This is a genomic window from Spirosoma validum, from assembly GCF_014699035.1.
GTDB classification, from domain to species: Bacteria; Bacteroidota; Bacteroidia; order Cytophagales; family Spirosomataceae; genus Spirosoma; species Spirosoma validum.
The window spans coordinates 1-16230 of sequence record NZ_JACXAA010000018.1 but is presented as its reverse complement, the minus strand read 5'-3'; the positions used below and the strand labels follow the sequence as shown (position 1 = coordinate 16230).

Sequence of the window (16230 nt, the reverse complement as noted above, 5' to 3'; positions counted from 1 at the left end):
TTCTGTTGCGAGTACAGCCAGAGCCGGGTTTTTAGCTAAAAAGCCTGTTATTCTTGATTCCTTCAATCCATTAAACTGCACAAGCTATGTTTACCAGACGCAAAAAAGAACTCACAATCAACTTTCTTATTCGCCACAGTCAGAAGCACGATCAACGCCCGCGGGCGTTGATGATTCGCCTAAGGGTTAATGGTGAGGTGGCTAAGTCTGATTATTCCTCCGGCATTATGATCCGGCCAACTAAGTGGAGTCAGGAAAAACAAATCATGACGGGTCGCAGTCAATTAACCGATGAGACTAACGAGCAATTTGCTCAGGTTGAACTGCAGCACCGGGAAATCCTACGGGAGCTAAAACGTAAACACAGCCAGGGGCAAGGGCTCAGGCCTACGGCAGAGCTGGTTAAGCAGGAATTTTTACAACCCGGCTCTACCTCACCCTGTTTGACCTCCTGGTTTAAACGATACTTGTCCTATCTGGACTCGTTGCATGGTAGTGAGGACGGACTTGCTCAAAAGACTATTGACCGGGCGTATAAAACGCTCGATCACCTGCGCCAGTTCGTCTCACCAGCTTCGTATGATCCTACCCCTTTTCCCAAGCCGAAAACCATTACCGAAACTAAGGAGATCGATGCCCGTTCACCCCTACTGACCGATCTGAACACGGGCTGGGCGAAGCGGTTCCATGCCTGGCTACAGATACATCCCCATTCGGGTAAACGACGCATGCAGAAGGATTCGGCTAACAAATATCTAGCGGATGTGCGGCACGCCATAGACTACGCAGTGGATGAGGGGTTTCTGGCCACAAATCCGTTAGAAAAGTTCCGCCCCAAGCGAGGCAAAGGCAAAGAAGTTTACTTTCTGGAGCCTGAGCACATCGAGCGTTTGTTGGGACTGGATCTGCCCGATCAACAGGCCAGCTACGTGATCTGGTGGGCCAAGCTGATGTGTTTTACCGGACTGGATTACATTGACGCCATTCGCTACGCTCAAGATCCCGAGAAGTTTCATAAACGTAATGCGGCAGGGGTTAAGATTGTCATTGAGCGGGCCAAGCCACCCCGTAATACCTGCGAGATTCCCCTGATTGGGCAAATCGGTGAGCAGCTAGAGGTTTTGTTTGCAGAGTATCCCAAAGGACCACCCGCGCCGGTGCTGGCTGATCTGAACCGGCATCTTAAACTGCTACAGGTCGCCATCGGCTTTGATAAAACGCTAACCAGTAAGATTCTCCGCAAGACGGCCGGGGCTTTGTTCTTACGGGAAGGCTACCAAACCAGCACCGTCAGCAAAGCGCTGGGTCACTCAAGCATTCGCACCACGGAGGCTCACTATGTCAAGGTCACCACCTCGGCTACCGATTATGATATGGAACGGGTGGCCCGCCAGCAACAGGCGGGTACAATCCGATTACGGGCAATCCCCGTCGGCAATCCATTCATCAAAACATTTAAAACCGCTTAAGCCATGAGTAATCAACCCGCTTATTATTCCATCCACCGCGTTCGCTTTGAGTTCCGCAAATCACGAGCTACCGACTCACTATACGAGAAAGGAAGCATCTACGCTTACATTAAAGTCGAGGGGCAAGGCATTGAGCGGACTGCCACCGGTATTCGGGCTACCCGCGAAGACTGGAAGAACCGCACGGCTCCACGCCAGTCACAAGCAGCGAAGGAACTCAACGAACAGCTCGTGCTCTGGGAAAACTCCATAAAGTCAGCGGCCCGTACGCTCACTGAGCGCGGAGAGCCCATCACCGCTCAGGAGTTGATGGCCGAAAAAAGCTACGCCAAACAACCCCTGCTCACCATAGAAGAAGTGATGGATAAATACATCGCTTACAAAAAGCAACTGATCGATCCTGACGAGGCCATCCGGCGCGAACCTGGGCAAATCAGCTTTACTACCTTCCGCACCTACGGCATACGGCGTAAATGGCTCAGTCAATACCTAAAAGCCAAACACAATCCCAAACTGCCGATTCACAAAGTAGATGCCCAGTTTGTGGAAGCCTACCATTTTTATCTGAAGTGCTTACCTCAAATGGGGACTGCTTTTGCCTCAAAGTGCGCCAAACTGCTGACCGAAGTCTATAACTGGGCTAAACTGACAGGTTTAATCAGAACTTATCACACGCTGGGGTTCCGGGGCGCCAGCGGGGCGGAAAAGCCACCCTACAATTTAACCGAAGAGGAGGTTTGCCGCATCGAAGCACTAGCTTATCTGACCCCCGATCAAATGAAAGTACGCGACGGCTGGCTACTGGCCCGTGAATTGTGTCTGCATCATTCGGACTATAAAGCCTTACGCGTGGAACATTTCTCCCGTGATAGCCATGGCCGGTTGATCCTGGAAAAATACCGGACTAAACAGGAAGCAGGCCGGGGGATTAAAATTGTCTGCTACGTATCGGCTCGCGCTGAACGCATCTGGAACCGCTACGGTCAGAAGATATCCACCAGACGCAGCGATGTTCACATTGGCCGGGTGTTGAAAGAGATTGGAAAATCGGCTGAGCTGGATCGTCCGTTAACGTTTGGTCATGCGCGGGACTCGGGGATATTCCGGCTGGTAGCGGCTGGGTGTTCCGATGCCCAGATCAAGATGGCGGCCGGTTGGACCTCAACCAAGCAGTTGATTCGTTATGTAAACCATGACCGTCGGCTATTGGAGGCTATGGCTAACCCAATGGACCCTGCTCCGGAGCAAAGGGCACCCGAGCCAACGCGTCACCCCTTCATCCAAATTCACCGAACCGCTTAACGCCCTACAAAGTCGCCTTATCGGCCGAGCTGTATAACCCTATCGGGTGATTCTATTAATTAGTGGCATTCATAAGAAGGCCCCGGCAAAGAGTCGGGGCCTTTTCTTATCTTGGGGTGTTCATTTTACCAAACCCCAAGCCATGCGAAATAAGCTACTTCTACTTTTCTATCTAGTCCTCAAATTCACCTTCAGCTATGCTCAGGTCGGAATTGGAACAACTACACCTAAAGCTTATTTTAACGTCATTCGCGGCAGAACGGTCCTGTTTGGCGAAGATACCAATCAGGTAGGCAGTCAAAACAAACTCATCTGGTACGCTAGTCAGGGGGCTTTCCGGGTGGGTGGTGCAGTCAGTAGCTATTGGAGTCGCTCATCGGCGAATGACAACACCAATGTGGGTGCGTATTCGTTTGCGTCCGGTTACAACGTCAAGGCCAGTGGATACCTGTCGACGGCAATGGGCAACGGCAATATTGCTGGTGGTGTCGCCTCAACGGCGCTGGGCAACGGCAACAAGGCGACGGGTGACTATTCTACGGCTTTGGGTACTTTCGTGAGCACTAACGATCAGAACGGTAGTTTTATCATTGGCGATGCCACCATCTGGAGTACGCTCGGTAACGATGCCTCTAATCAGATGATGATGCGCTTCCAGGGTGGTTACAAGCTTTTCACCAATTCAAATGCGACGATTGGGGTCTCTCTGAGTAGTGGTGGCAACGCTTGGCAGACGCTTTCTGACTCGACTCGCAAAGAGAACTTCCTGGCCGCTGACGGTTCTTCTTTCCTGCAAAAGATTGCCCGTATGCGCCTAGGTAGTTGGAATTACAAAGGGCAAGATGCCAAACAGTACCGGCACTATGGCCCGATGGCTCAGGAGTTCTTTGCTGCCTTCGGTCATGATGAACTGGGGGTCATTGGGGAAGACAAGAGCATCAACCAAGCGGATTTTGATGGAGTAAACCTGATCGCTATTCAGGCCCTGATTAAGAAAGTAGAAAAGCTGGAAGCGGACAATGAGCAGCTACGGGCGGAACTGAAAACTTCACGGCAAGATCAGCCGTCAACGCAGGAGTTAGCTAAGAAAGTTGCTAGGCTGGAAGCGCTACTGAGTACTCAGGCGAACATAGCATCTACCAGCCTCAAGCCCTAGTTATACTGTGTAGGAAGTGTCGCTTGTGCAGGTTCAAAAACAATCTTTTTTTTCTGCGCCAATGGATAATAAGTTTCTGCGAAGAATCCACTTTTGCCGGTAACACATCTACGCGTTTTAACGAAAAATAAGTTGAGAGTGTGGGGAAAGCAACAGGCCCGTAAATATTGTGCTACTCCTCGCCAAAAAGGGCAAATGGCAACATCTCATAAATAACTTAGTATGGGATACAGTACGCTTGCAACAGAGCTATTTGATCCGGATGATGGTTATGGAAGCGGATTTTATGATAGCCGTGCTAAGATGATAGAGGCCAATAGTGATCGGATTAGTCACCTGCAAAATAATGTTATTGCCAAATTGAGTATTCCCTGCACCCTGAGCATAGGTGCCCGCAATGGCTGTATTGTCATTGAAATTATAGAGTTGCGTACTGGCTGCTGTTGACCCCGCAAGGCTATAGCTTATACTATAGACGCCGGGAGTTTGTATACTGAAGAATGATGAATTGCTCAGAATACCCGATTGTTGCTGCAAATAAGGGAAGGATTCATAAGTATTAGCCGCACTAGTATGGTTATTAATATTGGCGGCATAGGCATAGGTGTTGCCGGGGGCGGCACTGGTCACACTATTGATCGCGCTGGTGACCTCTGTTGCTGTGGAAAGCTTCTGCCAGCCCCCCTGGGTGTACAGGTAATAGCCTTGTGCGCCTGTGGTTTGATAGACCAGCAGCCCCTCGGCCAGTGTCCCCGTTACCGAGGCCGTGCTGGTTACCCTGGGGGGCAGAAGGCCTTTGGAGGAGGATACTACATCCAACTGAGCGCTGGGGTCGGGTGTGATGGTGCCGATGCCCACCTGAGCATAGGTAGTTGCCGTAATTAGCAGGAGTAAGTAGGTAAGTAAGAGATGTTTCATTGAGAAGAAGCTTAGATAGACTGCAATAGTACAGCAAATGACTCAATGCGGTCGACATAGTTACTGGACGGAGTGCACAGATTTACTCACGAGTCAATAAAGAGTGCAATTGGAAACCTGCGCCGTTGAAACAACGGCGTAACATTCTGATTCCTAAAGTTGTCCAAAATTTAGACGCTGGGGATGTTACACTTTATCACACCTTGGCCAATCACTGACTTACCTGCGTAGCATAGAACTTATACCCCCGAGCGGTCTGGAGTCCTTCAGCGATGAGGTGCTGGGCAATCTGGGAGTAACTGCTTATATAAAATACGCAGGTCTAAAAAACATCTTTTTTCGTCTACATTTTCTCCATAACATGTTACTATGAATAATAGTTATAATGTTCTAGTTTTCATTCGTAAGAAAGGGTAACTTAGCCCCCTTTTCACCACGTTATGAAAGCAATAGCAACCAATAACCAACTGGCTTCTGAACTGCTCAAGACAATCGCCCACCCGGTACGGCTACGAATCCTGTTACTGCTAAGCGAACAGCCTACTCTGAATGTATCGGCTCTACAGGCTGTACTTAACCTGGAGCAGTCGGCTATATCCCACCATCTGATCAGGATGAGGGACCGGGGCATTCTCAAGAGTGACAAGCGCGAGAAATGGATGTATTATTACCTGGCAGATCCAGCGTTTGCTGAGGTTATTCGGCTTCTGTTGGAACGGGACGTTTACTAATCCTATCACGATCACTCCATTAATTTTGAGATCAACCCTCCTGGTGAGTTTGACCATACTCGTACAGCTGACAGTGGCCAGCACCTTTGTTCGAGAGACTTTCGTAAACCAAGCCTTCTGGCTTCGGCTCAGGGCTGGCTTGTACGCGCTGCTGTTTATCGGTGTCGCTTTGCTATTGACCTGGCTTTTGCTTACCGACGATTAAAATGGCAGCGAAGGGTTGAGTCCGTGGTTGACGTATACCCACAAACACCCCGGTAACGATCACGAGTCGAGCTTTACCTGGCCTGTTGCTGAGCGTAATACTGCTGAATCTTTTCCCGACTCCGCTTGAGCCGCATCTTGACCGCACTCAGCTTGATCTGGTAGATCTGGGCTAACTCCTCCAGACTTAACCCTTGCTCGTATTTTTGACGCAGCAATAATTGCTCATTCATAGGTAGACTAGCCAGTGCCTGACGGGCCAGATCCTGACTCTCCTCCTGGGCCCGGGCTTCACCCGAATCGCCCAGGGAGTCTTCCAGCCGCTCATCGATTGGGGTAGTCGGTAGACGTTTCGCCAGGCGTAGCTGATCGGCGCAGTAGTTGTAGGCAATGGCGTTGATCCAGGTGGAGAAACTGGAGCGGTTCTCAAAGTCGTTCATCTTACCGAAAGCTTTGATGAACACGTCCTGGGTGAAGTCCTGAGCCTGGTCAGCGTCTTTAGTCATGAACAAACACCGCTGGTAAACCTTGTCGACGTACTTTTTGTAGAGTTCTTCGAAACAATGATTGGGCTGCTGGCTCAGATATTGATCGATAATCTGCTCGTCAGGCGTTACTTTTCTCACGTAGGTTATATAAGTAAGGATCAGATACGGATATGTATCTACTTAGTTAGACTCTCACGGGGCAACTGCGTAACAAAAAATAAACAGGATATTTACTATACGGCCTTCGTTGGTTGCAAAGTTATTGGGCAATGGGCTGGACAATTAGCAGCTATAAGCCGTGCAGGAAGTGCAGGTCTAAAAACAATCCTTTTATTTTAGTCAAGTAGTATACCTATATTCGGCGGTTACGTTCATCGGGCCCGGTCTTTTTGTTATAGGTGATTTAATCCAGGTCGGGTTAGCGACAACCAATTCTGATGGCTTGGATTGCCGGGGAGAACAGCCACGCTCAAAAATCGGTCCGCATCGGCCGCCCGGTTAGCTAAATGTCCCGCGCCGGAATGCCGCCGGACCGACGTTCGGACTACGGCGTATGGGTTGGTTCGAGCCGCGACTTTTTGAGCGGGCTTGTAAACGCCCCCTAAAACAAGGCAGGCTATTTGAGCGCTTTAGCCTGCTCTTTAATACTCGCCCAGTGCGCAGCGCGAGCCGCCTTTAATTCGTCGGTGATCGAAAAGCTGGCAAGAGCTGGCAGGACGGGGGCAAACTCAGCCGCCGATCGCTCTTTGGGGCTTGTTATGTAGAGGGTACCAATGGCTCGCAAGGCTGATGCCGGCGTTTGCCAGTGTTTAAAGCCAAACACCACACAATCGGCAATACGGGTGTAATAATTGGGTACAATGATCTCGTATGCTCCGTTAATGTGAACACGGCACAGTGCTTCATTGGTGAAACCGATCCTACCCGAATCAACACCTGGGTAGCCAAGCTCAGGTGAGTGTGTGCCGTCATAATAGTAAAAATAGAGAGCAGCGACAGCCCCACTGGGGTGGATACCCACTCCGAACTTAACTATCGGGTTAGTGGCCGCAGGCGGAAAAGTAACTGTACCACCATGAGGAGGATAAAGACTGCCACGTTGATCGCCCCCCGGAGGCATTATGGGCGTTGTCGTTACACCACCAGGTCCCCCACCGGCCGGATAGGTTACCTGAACGGCCGAAGTAGCAGTAACAACGCTATTAGCCCATACGGTTATCTGAGTAGGGAACTGCTCCGGCGTAGATGGAAAAGTAGATGGAAAAATTATTCTTCTGCCCGTAGAGTTGACGCCAATAGGGTCAGAGAAAATTTCGCGGGTAAACTCGACCTTGTGTCCAGAAGGGTATACCGTGACATCATAGTACGCCCAGGTAGTCGCAAAGTCAAGTACTGTGAACGTCATCTGGCGTGTATACCGAATAAGGGATCGATCAGGCTCACAAAGGATGGGATCTAACGGTGTAGCATTATCTAGATTAATCAAATCGTTCGTATACGTGACATCGGTGTAAGAGGTAAAGTCACTGATCGCCTGTTTCAAGTCGGTAATGTCCTGCTGCTGTTCAGCATCGCTCCTACCCCAGCTTTTCCCGTCGAGTACCGCATCGCGTAACACAGACAGGTACATGTTGACAAATTGCGCGAATAAAGGCAACAGCAGCGACTCGTATCCTTTGGATTGAAAATGGGGCAGCGCTTGAGCAAAAACTGTCCTCGTGGCAATCCATTGCGATCGGAGGTCAGTTGGATCTGGTTTAGGTTTGGTTGGATCCTTTTGGTATTCCGTGACGGAATCATTATAGGCCTCGAGTTCATCCAGATAAAGAACGAGCACCTTCTGTAAGCCTCCCAGATCGTCGGATACCTGCTGGTAGACAAGATCACTGATTTTTTGGTTTATTAGTGCTTCCACCTGCGCTTTTATTTGGGCCCATATGTCTTGCTGAGTGCTGGGCCAAAGAATACGAAGTAAAGCGGCAAGAACTCCACCAGCTACAGGTATCGTGCCAATCCCGGCAGCAACGAGTGCTTTCGCGTCATCATTCCAATCAATATCTGAATCGCTAACCGGTGGAGGCTCAACCGGTGAACCGGTAGGGGAAATGAGGTGATCGGTGCAGCCCGTCAGCAGGCTGGGTAGTAGAAAGGCACTGCCAAAGCCCCACATCGAGCGTTCCAGAAAGTTACGACGATTGGTCATTGCGGTTTGTGAAAACATAGCTTTTGCGTTTAAGTGCACAAGGCGTAGCGATGCTAAAGGCTCCCTTGATCACCGGGGCAAGATTAGGGATTTATCCAGGGAGTGACTCGGAGATTTCACCCAAATACTCGAAGATTTGTCCCACCCGGGGGTGAAAGCGGTTGTTCTTTGTACAAATTTGGCTACGAACCGGACGGAAGGTCATACTTTCAGGCAATGACCCGGTTTTTTCTTAATACGTGTAAGAAGTGCAGCATGTGCAGGCTCAACATTCTTTTTTACTCTTATGCACCAAGAACATGAAGGGTGTTTTGGGGCAGACTCTTTGCCAGTGGTAAGGACAACCACCACACAAACAAAAAATAGGAAGCTCATGTGCTATATTCCTATTTAGGGTGATCTATTCAATCGGACTGGCAAGAGTAGCATTGGTGTGCCAGTCTAAATAGTACCTACGTAATTGATTAAACGGTAGATTTATCGACAGGTGTACCTATTGTCAATCAACAGGTGACAGAACCTGTAAGCTATTTTTAGCTTCATAGGAAGTGTGTTGCGCGCCCTGGATAATACCCTCTTTTGTAGGTTTTGTAGGGTAGGCGTCTAGGCGTTTTCAAAATAAATAAATAGGCTGGGGGCGTAGCGAAAACAATACGACCTGCACACACGGTTTAAGGCTCAACTGACTAGTATCTCATGGAATTTATTGTGCTTCTCCTTTTGCTGGTTCTATCAAGCCTGCTAATCGTAGCCACTGCGGTAGCTAATCACTTTCAAGCTGGACTGAACCGGCAGAGTAAGGCTGAATATGAGTTAAAGCTTCTTATCCAGAAACAACGCTATCAGTTAGAGGATTTGCAGCGTACTAACCGATTCCTGTTAGCCGAAAATAGAACGCTGGTGGAGCAACGATTTCGGATTCAGCAGGAGCAGCTACTGGCTAGTTTGAATTAATGACATTCTCACTATCAGCGTGATTAACTGCTGTCAATTCGGCAAGCGGTCTACTCCTGAAAAAGATCGGGTGGCAGCAGCTCATAGCTGAGCTGGATCAGCTCTCTTAACCTGGTTTCGTCTCCACCCAGCAGGGCTAATGTTTCCGCTTCCGTAACCGCGACGTTTTTAATGAGTCGCAGTGAATCCTGATAAGCATATGGATCACTCCCGGCCGTGACTACCTGCATCAACGCATCACGATAGTTTTCGTAGTGCCTGAGCAGCTCGGCATCGGACGTGCTAGCCACGTAGGCCTGGTTAAGAACAGCGCGGGGCGAAGGCGTTGGAGAAGTTGGAGTATTGCAGGCCATGATGAGCCCATAATCGGCCGTACTGTCCCGGTCATCCGAAGGGCAGAGGTGCCCACGGTCAAAACCGGTATTAGTATAGTCTGCGTGCTTGGCTACATACCAGCCTGTTGGCAATAGGGTTTCCGGAATAAAATTACCCGCGTACCGCGTGGCTGATCCTTTCCAGGCTGCGCTCAGATGCCAGCTGCACCAATTGGCAATACCAGTCGAGTTGTTGAAAGAAAGCGAATAAGTAGGGCGGGTGATCAGGTACGCGTTCGGGCTGTTCTCACTGGTCCTGGCTCCGTCGGGATTACCAAGGGCTACGTTATCGTCTCTGGTTGGTGTGGTGTTACTGGGAACATCAACCGAGGGCTGCTTACACTGGTCGAGCGAGAGAATTAATAGCAAGCCAATAGACAGTCGTAGGATTTGCTTCATGGGTAAGTTTTACACTCGTTGTTGTCAGGCTCGAAATAGACCAGATCTTGGGTGGTAAGGTGGTAAACTCCTATATAGGGCCTTTACAATTACCACCCAAATCAAGGTATATATGTGGTCGTAGAATTGATTATTTGCCGAAAAAATAATTTTTAAATCGTACAGCCAATTCTCGGCCCTAATATATACCGCTCCAAATGGCTTAGAAGCGGCTTATTGTAGCTGTAGAGATGTGTAAACCAATGTGTAAACTGTTAAAGAAAAAGGCACCTATCGTTGTGGATAAGTGCCTGATAATCAATGAGCGGGAAATGGGTCTCGAACCCACGGCCTGCAGCTTGGGAAGCTGCCGCTCTACCAACTGAGCTACTCCCGCTTAGGAAAACAAAGGTGAATGATTAAACTTAAAATGTCAAGATATTTAGAACGGGATGGTGTTTACCAATTCGTCTACCTGCTGATATGAATACAGCAATTGCTCGTTGGTTGTGCAGTAAGGAGGCATAAGGTACAGGGTGTTGCCCAAAGGTCGCATCAAAACTCCTCGTTCCAAAAGAAACGCATAAGCAACGTCGCGAATGCTATTGAAATAGGATGTTTGCTCACCGACCTTTAAATCGAAGGCGAGTAACGTGCCCCGTTGACGTATTGATGAGACGTTTGCCCAATTCGCCAACCGACCCGCAAATTGAGCGTGCTGCTCGGCAATACGCTGGATATTCGATTGGGTTTCGGGGAGCAACAACAAGTCCATACTGGCGAGCGCAGCTGCGCAGGCAAGTGGGTTTGCCGTAAAGGAGTGGCCGTGAAAGAGAGTTTTGTGCTTATTGTCAGACAGAAAAACGTCGTAAATAGCCTGCGTGCAGGTCGTAACGCCTAAGGCCATTGTTCCGCCTGTTATGCCCTTCGATAAGCACATCAAATCTGGTTTCTGCTGCAAATAATCAGAGGCAAACAAACGCCCTGTTCGGCCGAAACCAGTCATTACCTCATCCGCAATAATGAGTATGCCGTTACGTCTGGCCAGTTGAATGAGCTGGTCGAGTACGTCAGGTTCATACATAATCATACCCCCCGCTCCCTGAACCAGGGGTTCGATGATGAACGCTGCTACGTCGTCTGTAAATAAGGTCTCTGCCAGTTTCAGAACATCGGTTTCCTGGCCGGTTAGTGGTGTCGGCAAATAATCAACATCGAACAGAAAGGGTACGAACGGAGCGGTAAACGCATTACGTTCTCCAACGGCCATTGCGCCGAACGTATCGCCGTGGTAAGCATTCTCTAAAGCAACAACTTTACGACGTGGCTTGCCAAGATTATGCCAATATTGAAACGACATTTTCAGCGCTACCTCAACCGCCGTTGAACCATTATCCGAATAGAAAACCTTCGCTTGATTTTGAGGAAGAATCTTGAGTAAACGCTCGGCTAGCTCAACGGCTGGCTGATGGGTAAAGCCGGCAAAAATGACGTGTTCGAGCGTATTTAGTTGTTCCGATACGCGCTGGGCGATGTAGGGATGCGCATGTCCATGCAGATTTACCCACCAGGACGAAACCATATCCAAATACTCACGGCCGTCGGCTCCGTATAGCACTGAACCGTTCCCCCTGACAATTGGTATGGGTAATGGCGCTGTCTGCATTTGCGTGAATGGATGCCAGATTACGGCCTGATCACGTTCTGCTAATGTATTCATTCAAGAAATAGATTCTAGTGATGTTTGGTCTGCATGCGTTGAATTTAGCTCCAATGCAATGCTTTAGAGGGTCCATTTATCCTGGGCTCGCATTACTTGCTCAATTACGTCGCGAACGGCACCACGGCCACCTGATTTAGGCGATACGTAACGGCAGATCGCCTGAATTTCATCGACGGCATCGGCAGGGCAGGTGCTCAATACGTCCGGGCGATTCAGAATGGGATAGTCAGGAAGGTCGTCACCCATGTACAGGGTTTCGGATTCGTTTAAACCATCGCGGGCAATATAGCCAAGATAGGCATTGATTTTCTGATCAGAAGGGCCACCCATGAAAATATCCTTTACGTTCATGTTCATCAGCCAGTTACGAACACCATCTGCATTTGAAGACGAGACAATACCTACCCGGAATCCTGCTTTTAAAGCTTGTTCGATAGCATACGTGTCCCGAATGTAAACGGTTCGGAATCGTTCACCTGTCGCTAACAGATTGACACTTCCGTCGGTCAGGACGCCATCCACATCAAAAATAAAGGTCTTTATCTGCCTGAATTGGTCTTGTTGTGCTGCCATGCTGCAAGTTTAGTGAAAACGGCCCGACTGTTCCGTATTTTTGCTAAATGAATCCCAGCAACCTGTCCAGGGCTGAATTGCCCGACGCATTCCAGGTGCAGATGCAAGCCCAGTTGGGTGCAGCTCTCCCCGAGTTCGAAACTGCCTTGACGCAGCCCACTCCCGTAAGTGTTCGTGTGAACCCACGTAAAGCCGATTATGATACGTCTAATCTGCAACAGGTTCCCTGGTGCTCAGACGGTTTTTATTTACCCGAACGGCCCAGTTTTACCCTCGATCCGCTGTTTCAAGCTGGTGCTTATTACGTCCAGGAGGCTTCGTCTATGCTGCTGAACGTAGCGCTGAAGCAAACCGTTAACCTCAACCGTCCGGTGCGGGTTCTTGACTTATGTGCCGCGCCAGGCGGGAAAAGTACCTTGCTGGCTTCGGCCCTATCACCCGATAGTTTGTTGATTTGTAACGAGGTGATTCGGAGCCGCGTCGCTGTTCTTCGCGAAAACATGGATAAATGGGGCTATCCGAACGTAGTGATCAGTAACCATGATCCGGAAGAGATGGACAAACTGGCTGGTTTTTTTGATGTCGTTGTCGTCGATGCGCCTTGTTCAGGTGAAGGTCTGTTTCGCAAAGATCCGGATGCGGTTCAGGAGTGGTCAGAAGCCAACGTGCAGCTTTGTTCAGCTCGGCAAAAACGGATCCTGGCCGCTGCTTCGCCGTTACTGGATGAAGGAGGTATACTGATTTACAGCACCTGCACCTATAATGACGCCGAGAATACCGAGAATGTTCAATATCTGATAGAAAACGGATTTCGGAATCGCTCGCTCGATTTACCTCCTCACTGGAACGTAGTAGAAAAAAAGACGGGCGATGCTGTTGGTTACCAGTGCTATCCGCATCGGGTGCGGGGTGAGGGCTTTTTTATCAGCGTTTTTCAGAAAACATCGTTTACCGCTTCGGTGAAATTAGACGCGCGTACGTTCCGAAGCATTCGGGCGTTACGTCCCCGCGAGGCTGCATCCGCTGCGAAATGGCTCCAGAGTCCAACCGATTTTTCGTTCTGGGAAAAACCCAATGGCGACGTAATGGCTTTGCCGAAGTCATTAGAAAAAACGTTCCTGTTTCTGGATAGCGCGATCCGTAACAAAGGTTTTGGCCTCGAAATGGGTCAGTTTAAAGGGCAGGATTTTATTCCTTCGCACGCACTGGCACTTAGTACGGCCATCAATCAAACATTGCCGGCCTTGCCGTTGAGTAAGGAAGATGCGTTACGGTTCTTTAAGAAAGAAAACCTGGTGTTCGATGAACCCGTTAAAGGCTGGTTGTTAGCCCAATACAACGGGTTAAATTTAGGTTGGGTGAAAGGCGTTGGCAATCGGGTTAACAATTACCTGCCAAAAGATTGGCGTATCCGGATGGACATTAAAGAGTACGTATGAAGCGGTTTTTTATCATCACTGGTCTGTTAGTGGCCGTTATGGGAGTTGGCTATCTGCTGGGTCCCTCTGCGCATTCTGATGCTATAAAAAATGAACCCATCACCCTCGATCCCGATTTGGTGAAGCTGGAAGCCAGCCTTGACGAATCGGAACGTAACGCAGGGTTACGGCCCGACAACGAAGCCCGAATCGTTTGGGCCGACAGCCTGCGTAAAATCAAAACGCCGTATAGTATCGTTTACATTCCCGGATTTTCAGCGACCTGGGCCGAGGGTGATCCGGTGCATAAGCAGATTGCCAGGCACTTCGGGTGTAATCTTTACCTGGCCCGAACGGCTGAACATGGTGTCGATTCGCCAGATGCGCTCAAAGAACTGACCCCGTCCAGCTACGCTGCCTCGGCTGAACGAGCCTTAGCCATTGGAAAATCGCTGGGTGAGAAAGTGATTGTCATGGGTACATCAGCCGGGGGTATGTTAGCGCTATATCTGGCGGCTCATCATCCCGAGATTGACGGTTTGGTTCTTTATTCCCCCTGTATTGCTGTAGCGAATCCAGCTATGAAGCTTGTCACGAAACCATGGGGTAAGCAAATTCTCGATCAGGTATTTCCTGGCGAACACGTTGTTAATTCGTATGATAAACCAGGGCGTATTCGCTACTGGTTGCCGAAATACCATAGCAATGGTCTGATTACGTTGCAAACCATGCTTGACGAATTCATGACACCGGAGCAATTTCAGCAAGTGAAACAGCCCGTTTTTATGGGCTACTATTATAAGGACGAAGAGCATCAGGACAACGTAGTATCCGTACCGGCTATGCTGGAGATGTTCGACCAGTTAGGCACACCAGCCAGCAAAAAAGAAAAAGTCGATTTCCCGAATGCAGGCGCCCACGTGATTGCTTCGCACTTTACATCCGATGACGTAAGTGGTGTTTATCAGCATACCGAAAAATTTATGCGAGACGTATTGAAATTACCACCCGCTCCAGAACCGACTTCGGTAGTGGCTCTCCGTCGCAACGACGATCCGACGAAAAAATAACCTAACTTTGGGGCGATGAGTGAAGAACGTAGAGTGAAAAGTGAAGAATAGTTTAGCTATCTGAGTCTACTATTCTTTGTTTTTTATTCTTCACTTTTCACTCTACATTCTTCACTAAACTATATGGCTTACGGATTACTGAACGGAAAACGCGGCATCATTTCCGGTGCCTTAGACGAAAAATCAATCGCCTGGAAAGTCGCTCTGAAAGCGAAAGAAGAAGGCGCCACCTTCACACTTACCAACGCACCGATTGCGATGCGGATGGGCGCGATCAAGCAACTGGCTGAGCAGTGCGACGCCGAAATCATCCCGGCCGATGCTACGTCGGTTGAGGATCTGGAAAATCTGTTTACAAAATCGCAGGAAGTGCTTGGTGGTAAAGTCGATTTCGTGCTGCATAGCATTGGCATGAGTCCGAACATCCGGAAAGGCAAAGCGTATACGGACCTGAATTACGACTGGTTCAAGCAAAGTATTGATATTTCAGCTCTATCGTTTCATAAGATGTTGCAGACGGCGTATAAGCTGGATGCCATCAGCGAGTGGGGCTCGGTCGTTGCTTTAACCTATATGGCTGCTCAGCGAACTTTTCCGTTCTATACCGATATGGCAGATGCCAAAGCAGTGCTGGAGTCGATTGCCCGCAGTTTTGGTTATCGCTACGGGAAGTCACACAAAGTACGTGTCAATACGGTTTCGCAGTCGCCAACGCCAACAACGGCTGGTGGCGGCATTGGCGGATTCGACAAGTTCTATGATTTTGCCGATAAAACGGCTCCCCTCGGCAATGCTACCGCCGACCAGTGTGCCGACTACGTTATTACGTTGTTCTCCGATCTAACACGTATGGTAACGATGCAAAACCTTTTCCATGACGGTGGCTTCTCCATGACCGGCATCTCCGAAGACGTAATGAATCTGATCAGTAAAGAGTAAATGGATACAACAAGTCTATTGACCAACGCGGCTATAAGCGGTCGTTAAGGAACTCCCTGTATAGATTGCGGTGTGCCCATCCTTTGTGGCGTTGGAGCCGATCAAACTAAAAAACGGTGCAGGCTTGGGCGTGCACCGTTTTTTCAAAATGAACCTGTTTAAACTTTTGATTTGATAGCGTTTTTGTCATCCCGACGAAGGAGGGATCTTTGGGTGATGGCAATTTTACAGGCTTACCCAAAGATCCCTCCTTCGTCGGGATGAACTGTGTTAAGAAACAATAGGTAAGGCTAATTTTTGATCATATTTTACCCCACTTCGGGCGACGGC

At 49.2% G+C, this 16230-nt stretch carries 14 protein-coding genes and 1 tRNA gene; 8 read left to right on the top strand and 7 right to left on the bottom strand.

Annotated elements, in window-relative coordinates:
- Nucleotides 1–86 precede the first annotated feature (86 nt).
- From IC230_RS30095 to IC230_RS30085, 3 genes are all read left to right on the top strand, one after another.
- Nucleotides 87–1469, top strand: coding sequence for a tyrosine-type recombinase/integrase (locus IC230_RS30095; protein WP_191042791.1), 1383 nt, complete (start codon nucleotides 87–89; stop codon nucleotides 1467–1469).
- A gap of 3 nt (nucleotides 1470–1472) precedes the next feature.
- Nucleotides 1473–2771 (top strand): site-specific integrase, encoded by a 1299-nt coding sequence (locus tag IC230_RS30090; protein WP_191042790.1) that lies wholly within the window; start codon nucleotides 1473–1475, stop codon nucleotides 2769–2771.
- A gap of 142 nt (nucleotides 2772–2913) precedes the next feature.
- Nucleotides 2914–3927 carry a tail fiber domain-containing protein gene (locus IC230_RS30085; RefSeq protein ID WP_191042789.1) on the top strand — a complete coding sequence of 338 codons (1014 nt, stop codon included), beginning with the start codon at nucleotides 2914–2916 and terminating at the stop codon, nucleotides 3925–3927.
- A gap of 249 nt (nucleotides 3928–4176) precedes the next feature.
- On the opposite strand, the gene IC230_RS30080 is transcribed toward IC230_RS30085, so the two are convergent.
- Nucleotides 4177–4845, bottom strand: coding sequence for a hypothetical protein (locus tag IC230_RS30080; RefSeq protein ID WP_191042788.1), 669 nt, complete (start codon nucleotides 4843–4845; stop codon nucleotides 4177–4179).
- Between the two features lie 440 nt (nucleotides 4846–5285).
- Between IC230_RS30080 and IC230_RS30075 the strand changes: the two genes are divergently transcribed.
- The gene (locus tag IC230_RS30075) at nucleotides 5286–5576 is read left to right on the top strand and encodes an ArsR/SmtB family transcription factor (protein WP_191042787.1); all 291 of its coding nucleotides are present in this window, start codon (nucleotides 5286–5288) and stop codon (nucleotides 5574–5576) included.
- A gap of 278 nt (nucleotides 5577–5854) precedes the next feature.
- Here IC230_RS30075 and IC230_RS30070 read toward each other — a convergent pair whose 3' ends face one another.
- Nucleotides 5855–6406, bottom strand: coding sequence for an RNA polymerase sigma factor (locus IC230_RS30070; protein ID WP_191042786.1), 552 nt, complete (start codon nucleotides 6404–6406; stop codon nucleotides 5855–5857).
- 478 nt (nucleotides 6407–6884) lie between these two features.
- Nucleotides 6885–8489: an insecticidal delta-endotoxin Cry8Ea1 family protein gene (locus IC230_RS30065; RefSeq protein ID WP_191042785.1), complete on the bottom strand. Its 1605-nt coding sequence runs from the start codon at nucleotides 8487–8489 to the stop codon at nucleotides 6885–6887.
- Nucleotides 8490–9167: 678 nt separating this feature from the next.
- Here IC230_RS30065 and IC230_RS30060 point away from each other — a divergent pair.
- On the top strand, nucleotides 9168–9425 hold the full coding sequence (locus IC230_RS30060; RefSeq protein ID WP_191042784.1) for a hypothetical protein: 258 nt from the start codon (nucleotides 9168–9170) through the stop codon (nucleotides 9423–9425).
- Nucleotides 9426–9475: 50 nt separating this feature from the next.
- Here the strand turns inward: IC230_RS30060 and IC230_RS34235 are convergent, their stop codons facing one another.
- The 4 genes from IC230_RS34235 to IC230_RS30040 all read right to left on the bottom strand — a co-directional run bounded on the left by IC230_RS34235 (nucleotide 9476) and on the right by IC230_RS30040 (nucleotide 12473).
- Nucleotides 9476–10198, bottom strand: a complete 723-nt coding sequence (locus tag IC230_RS34235) for a DNA/RNA non-specific endonuclease (protein ID WP_223860946.1) — start codon at nucleotides 10196–10198, stop codon at nucleotides 9476–9478.
- 303 nt (nucleotides 10199–10501) lie between these two features.
- Nucleotides 10502–10574 (bottom strand) — tRNA-Gly (locus IC230_RS30050).
- A 45-nt stretch (nucleotides 10575–10619) separates the two neighbouring features.
- On the bottom strand, nucleotides 10620–11897 hold the full coding sequence (gene bioA / locus IC230_RS30045) for an adenosylmethionine--8-amino-7-oxononanoate transaminase (protein ID WP_191042783.1): 1278 nt from the start codon (nucleotides 11895–11897) through the stop codon (nucleotides 10620–10622).
- Nucleotides 11898–11960: 63 nt separating this feature from the next.
- Nucleotides 11961–12473 (bottom strand): KdsC family phosphatase, encoded by a 513-nt coding sequence (locus tag IC230_RS30040; protein WP_191042782.1) that lies wholly within the window; start codon nucleotides 12471–12473, stop codon nucleotides 11961–11963.
- A gap of 47 nt (nucleotides 12474–12520) precedes the next feature.
- Here IC230_RS30040 and IC230_RS30035 point away from each other — a divergent pair, with 47 nt between their 5' ends.
- From IC230_RS30035 to IC230_RS30025, 3 genes are all read left to right on the top strand, one after another.
- Nucleotides 12521–13912 carry a methyltransferase RsmF C-terminal domain-like protein gene (locus tag IC230_RS30035; protein WP_191042781.1) on the top strand — a complete coding sequence of 464 codons (1392 nt, stop codon included), beginning with the start codon at nucleotides 12521–12523 and terminating at the stop codon, nucleotides 13910–13912.
- Nucleotides 13909–14961, top strand: coding sequence for an alpha/beta hydrolase (locus IC230_RS30030; RefSeq protein WP_191042780.1), 1053 nt, complete (start codon nucleotides 13909–13911; stop codon nucleotides 14959–14961). Before IC230_RS30035 ends, IC230_RS30030 begins: the two co-directional genes overlap by 4 nt.
- Nucleotides 14962–15084: 123 nt before the next feature.
- On the top strand, nucleotides 15085–15900 hold the full coding sequence (locus IC230_RS30025; protein ID WP_191042779.1) for an enoyl-ACP reductase FabI: 816 nt from the start codon (nucleotides 15085–15087) through the stop codon (nucleotides 15898–15900).
- The last annotated feature ends 330 nt before the right edge of the window (nucleotides 15901–16230 follow it).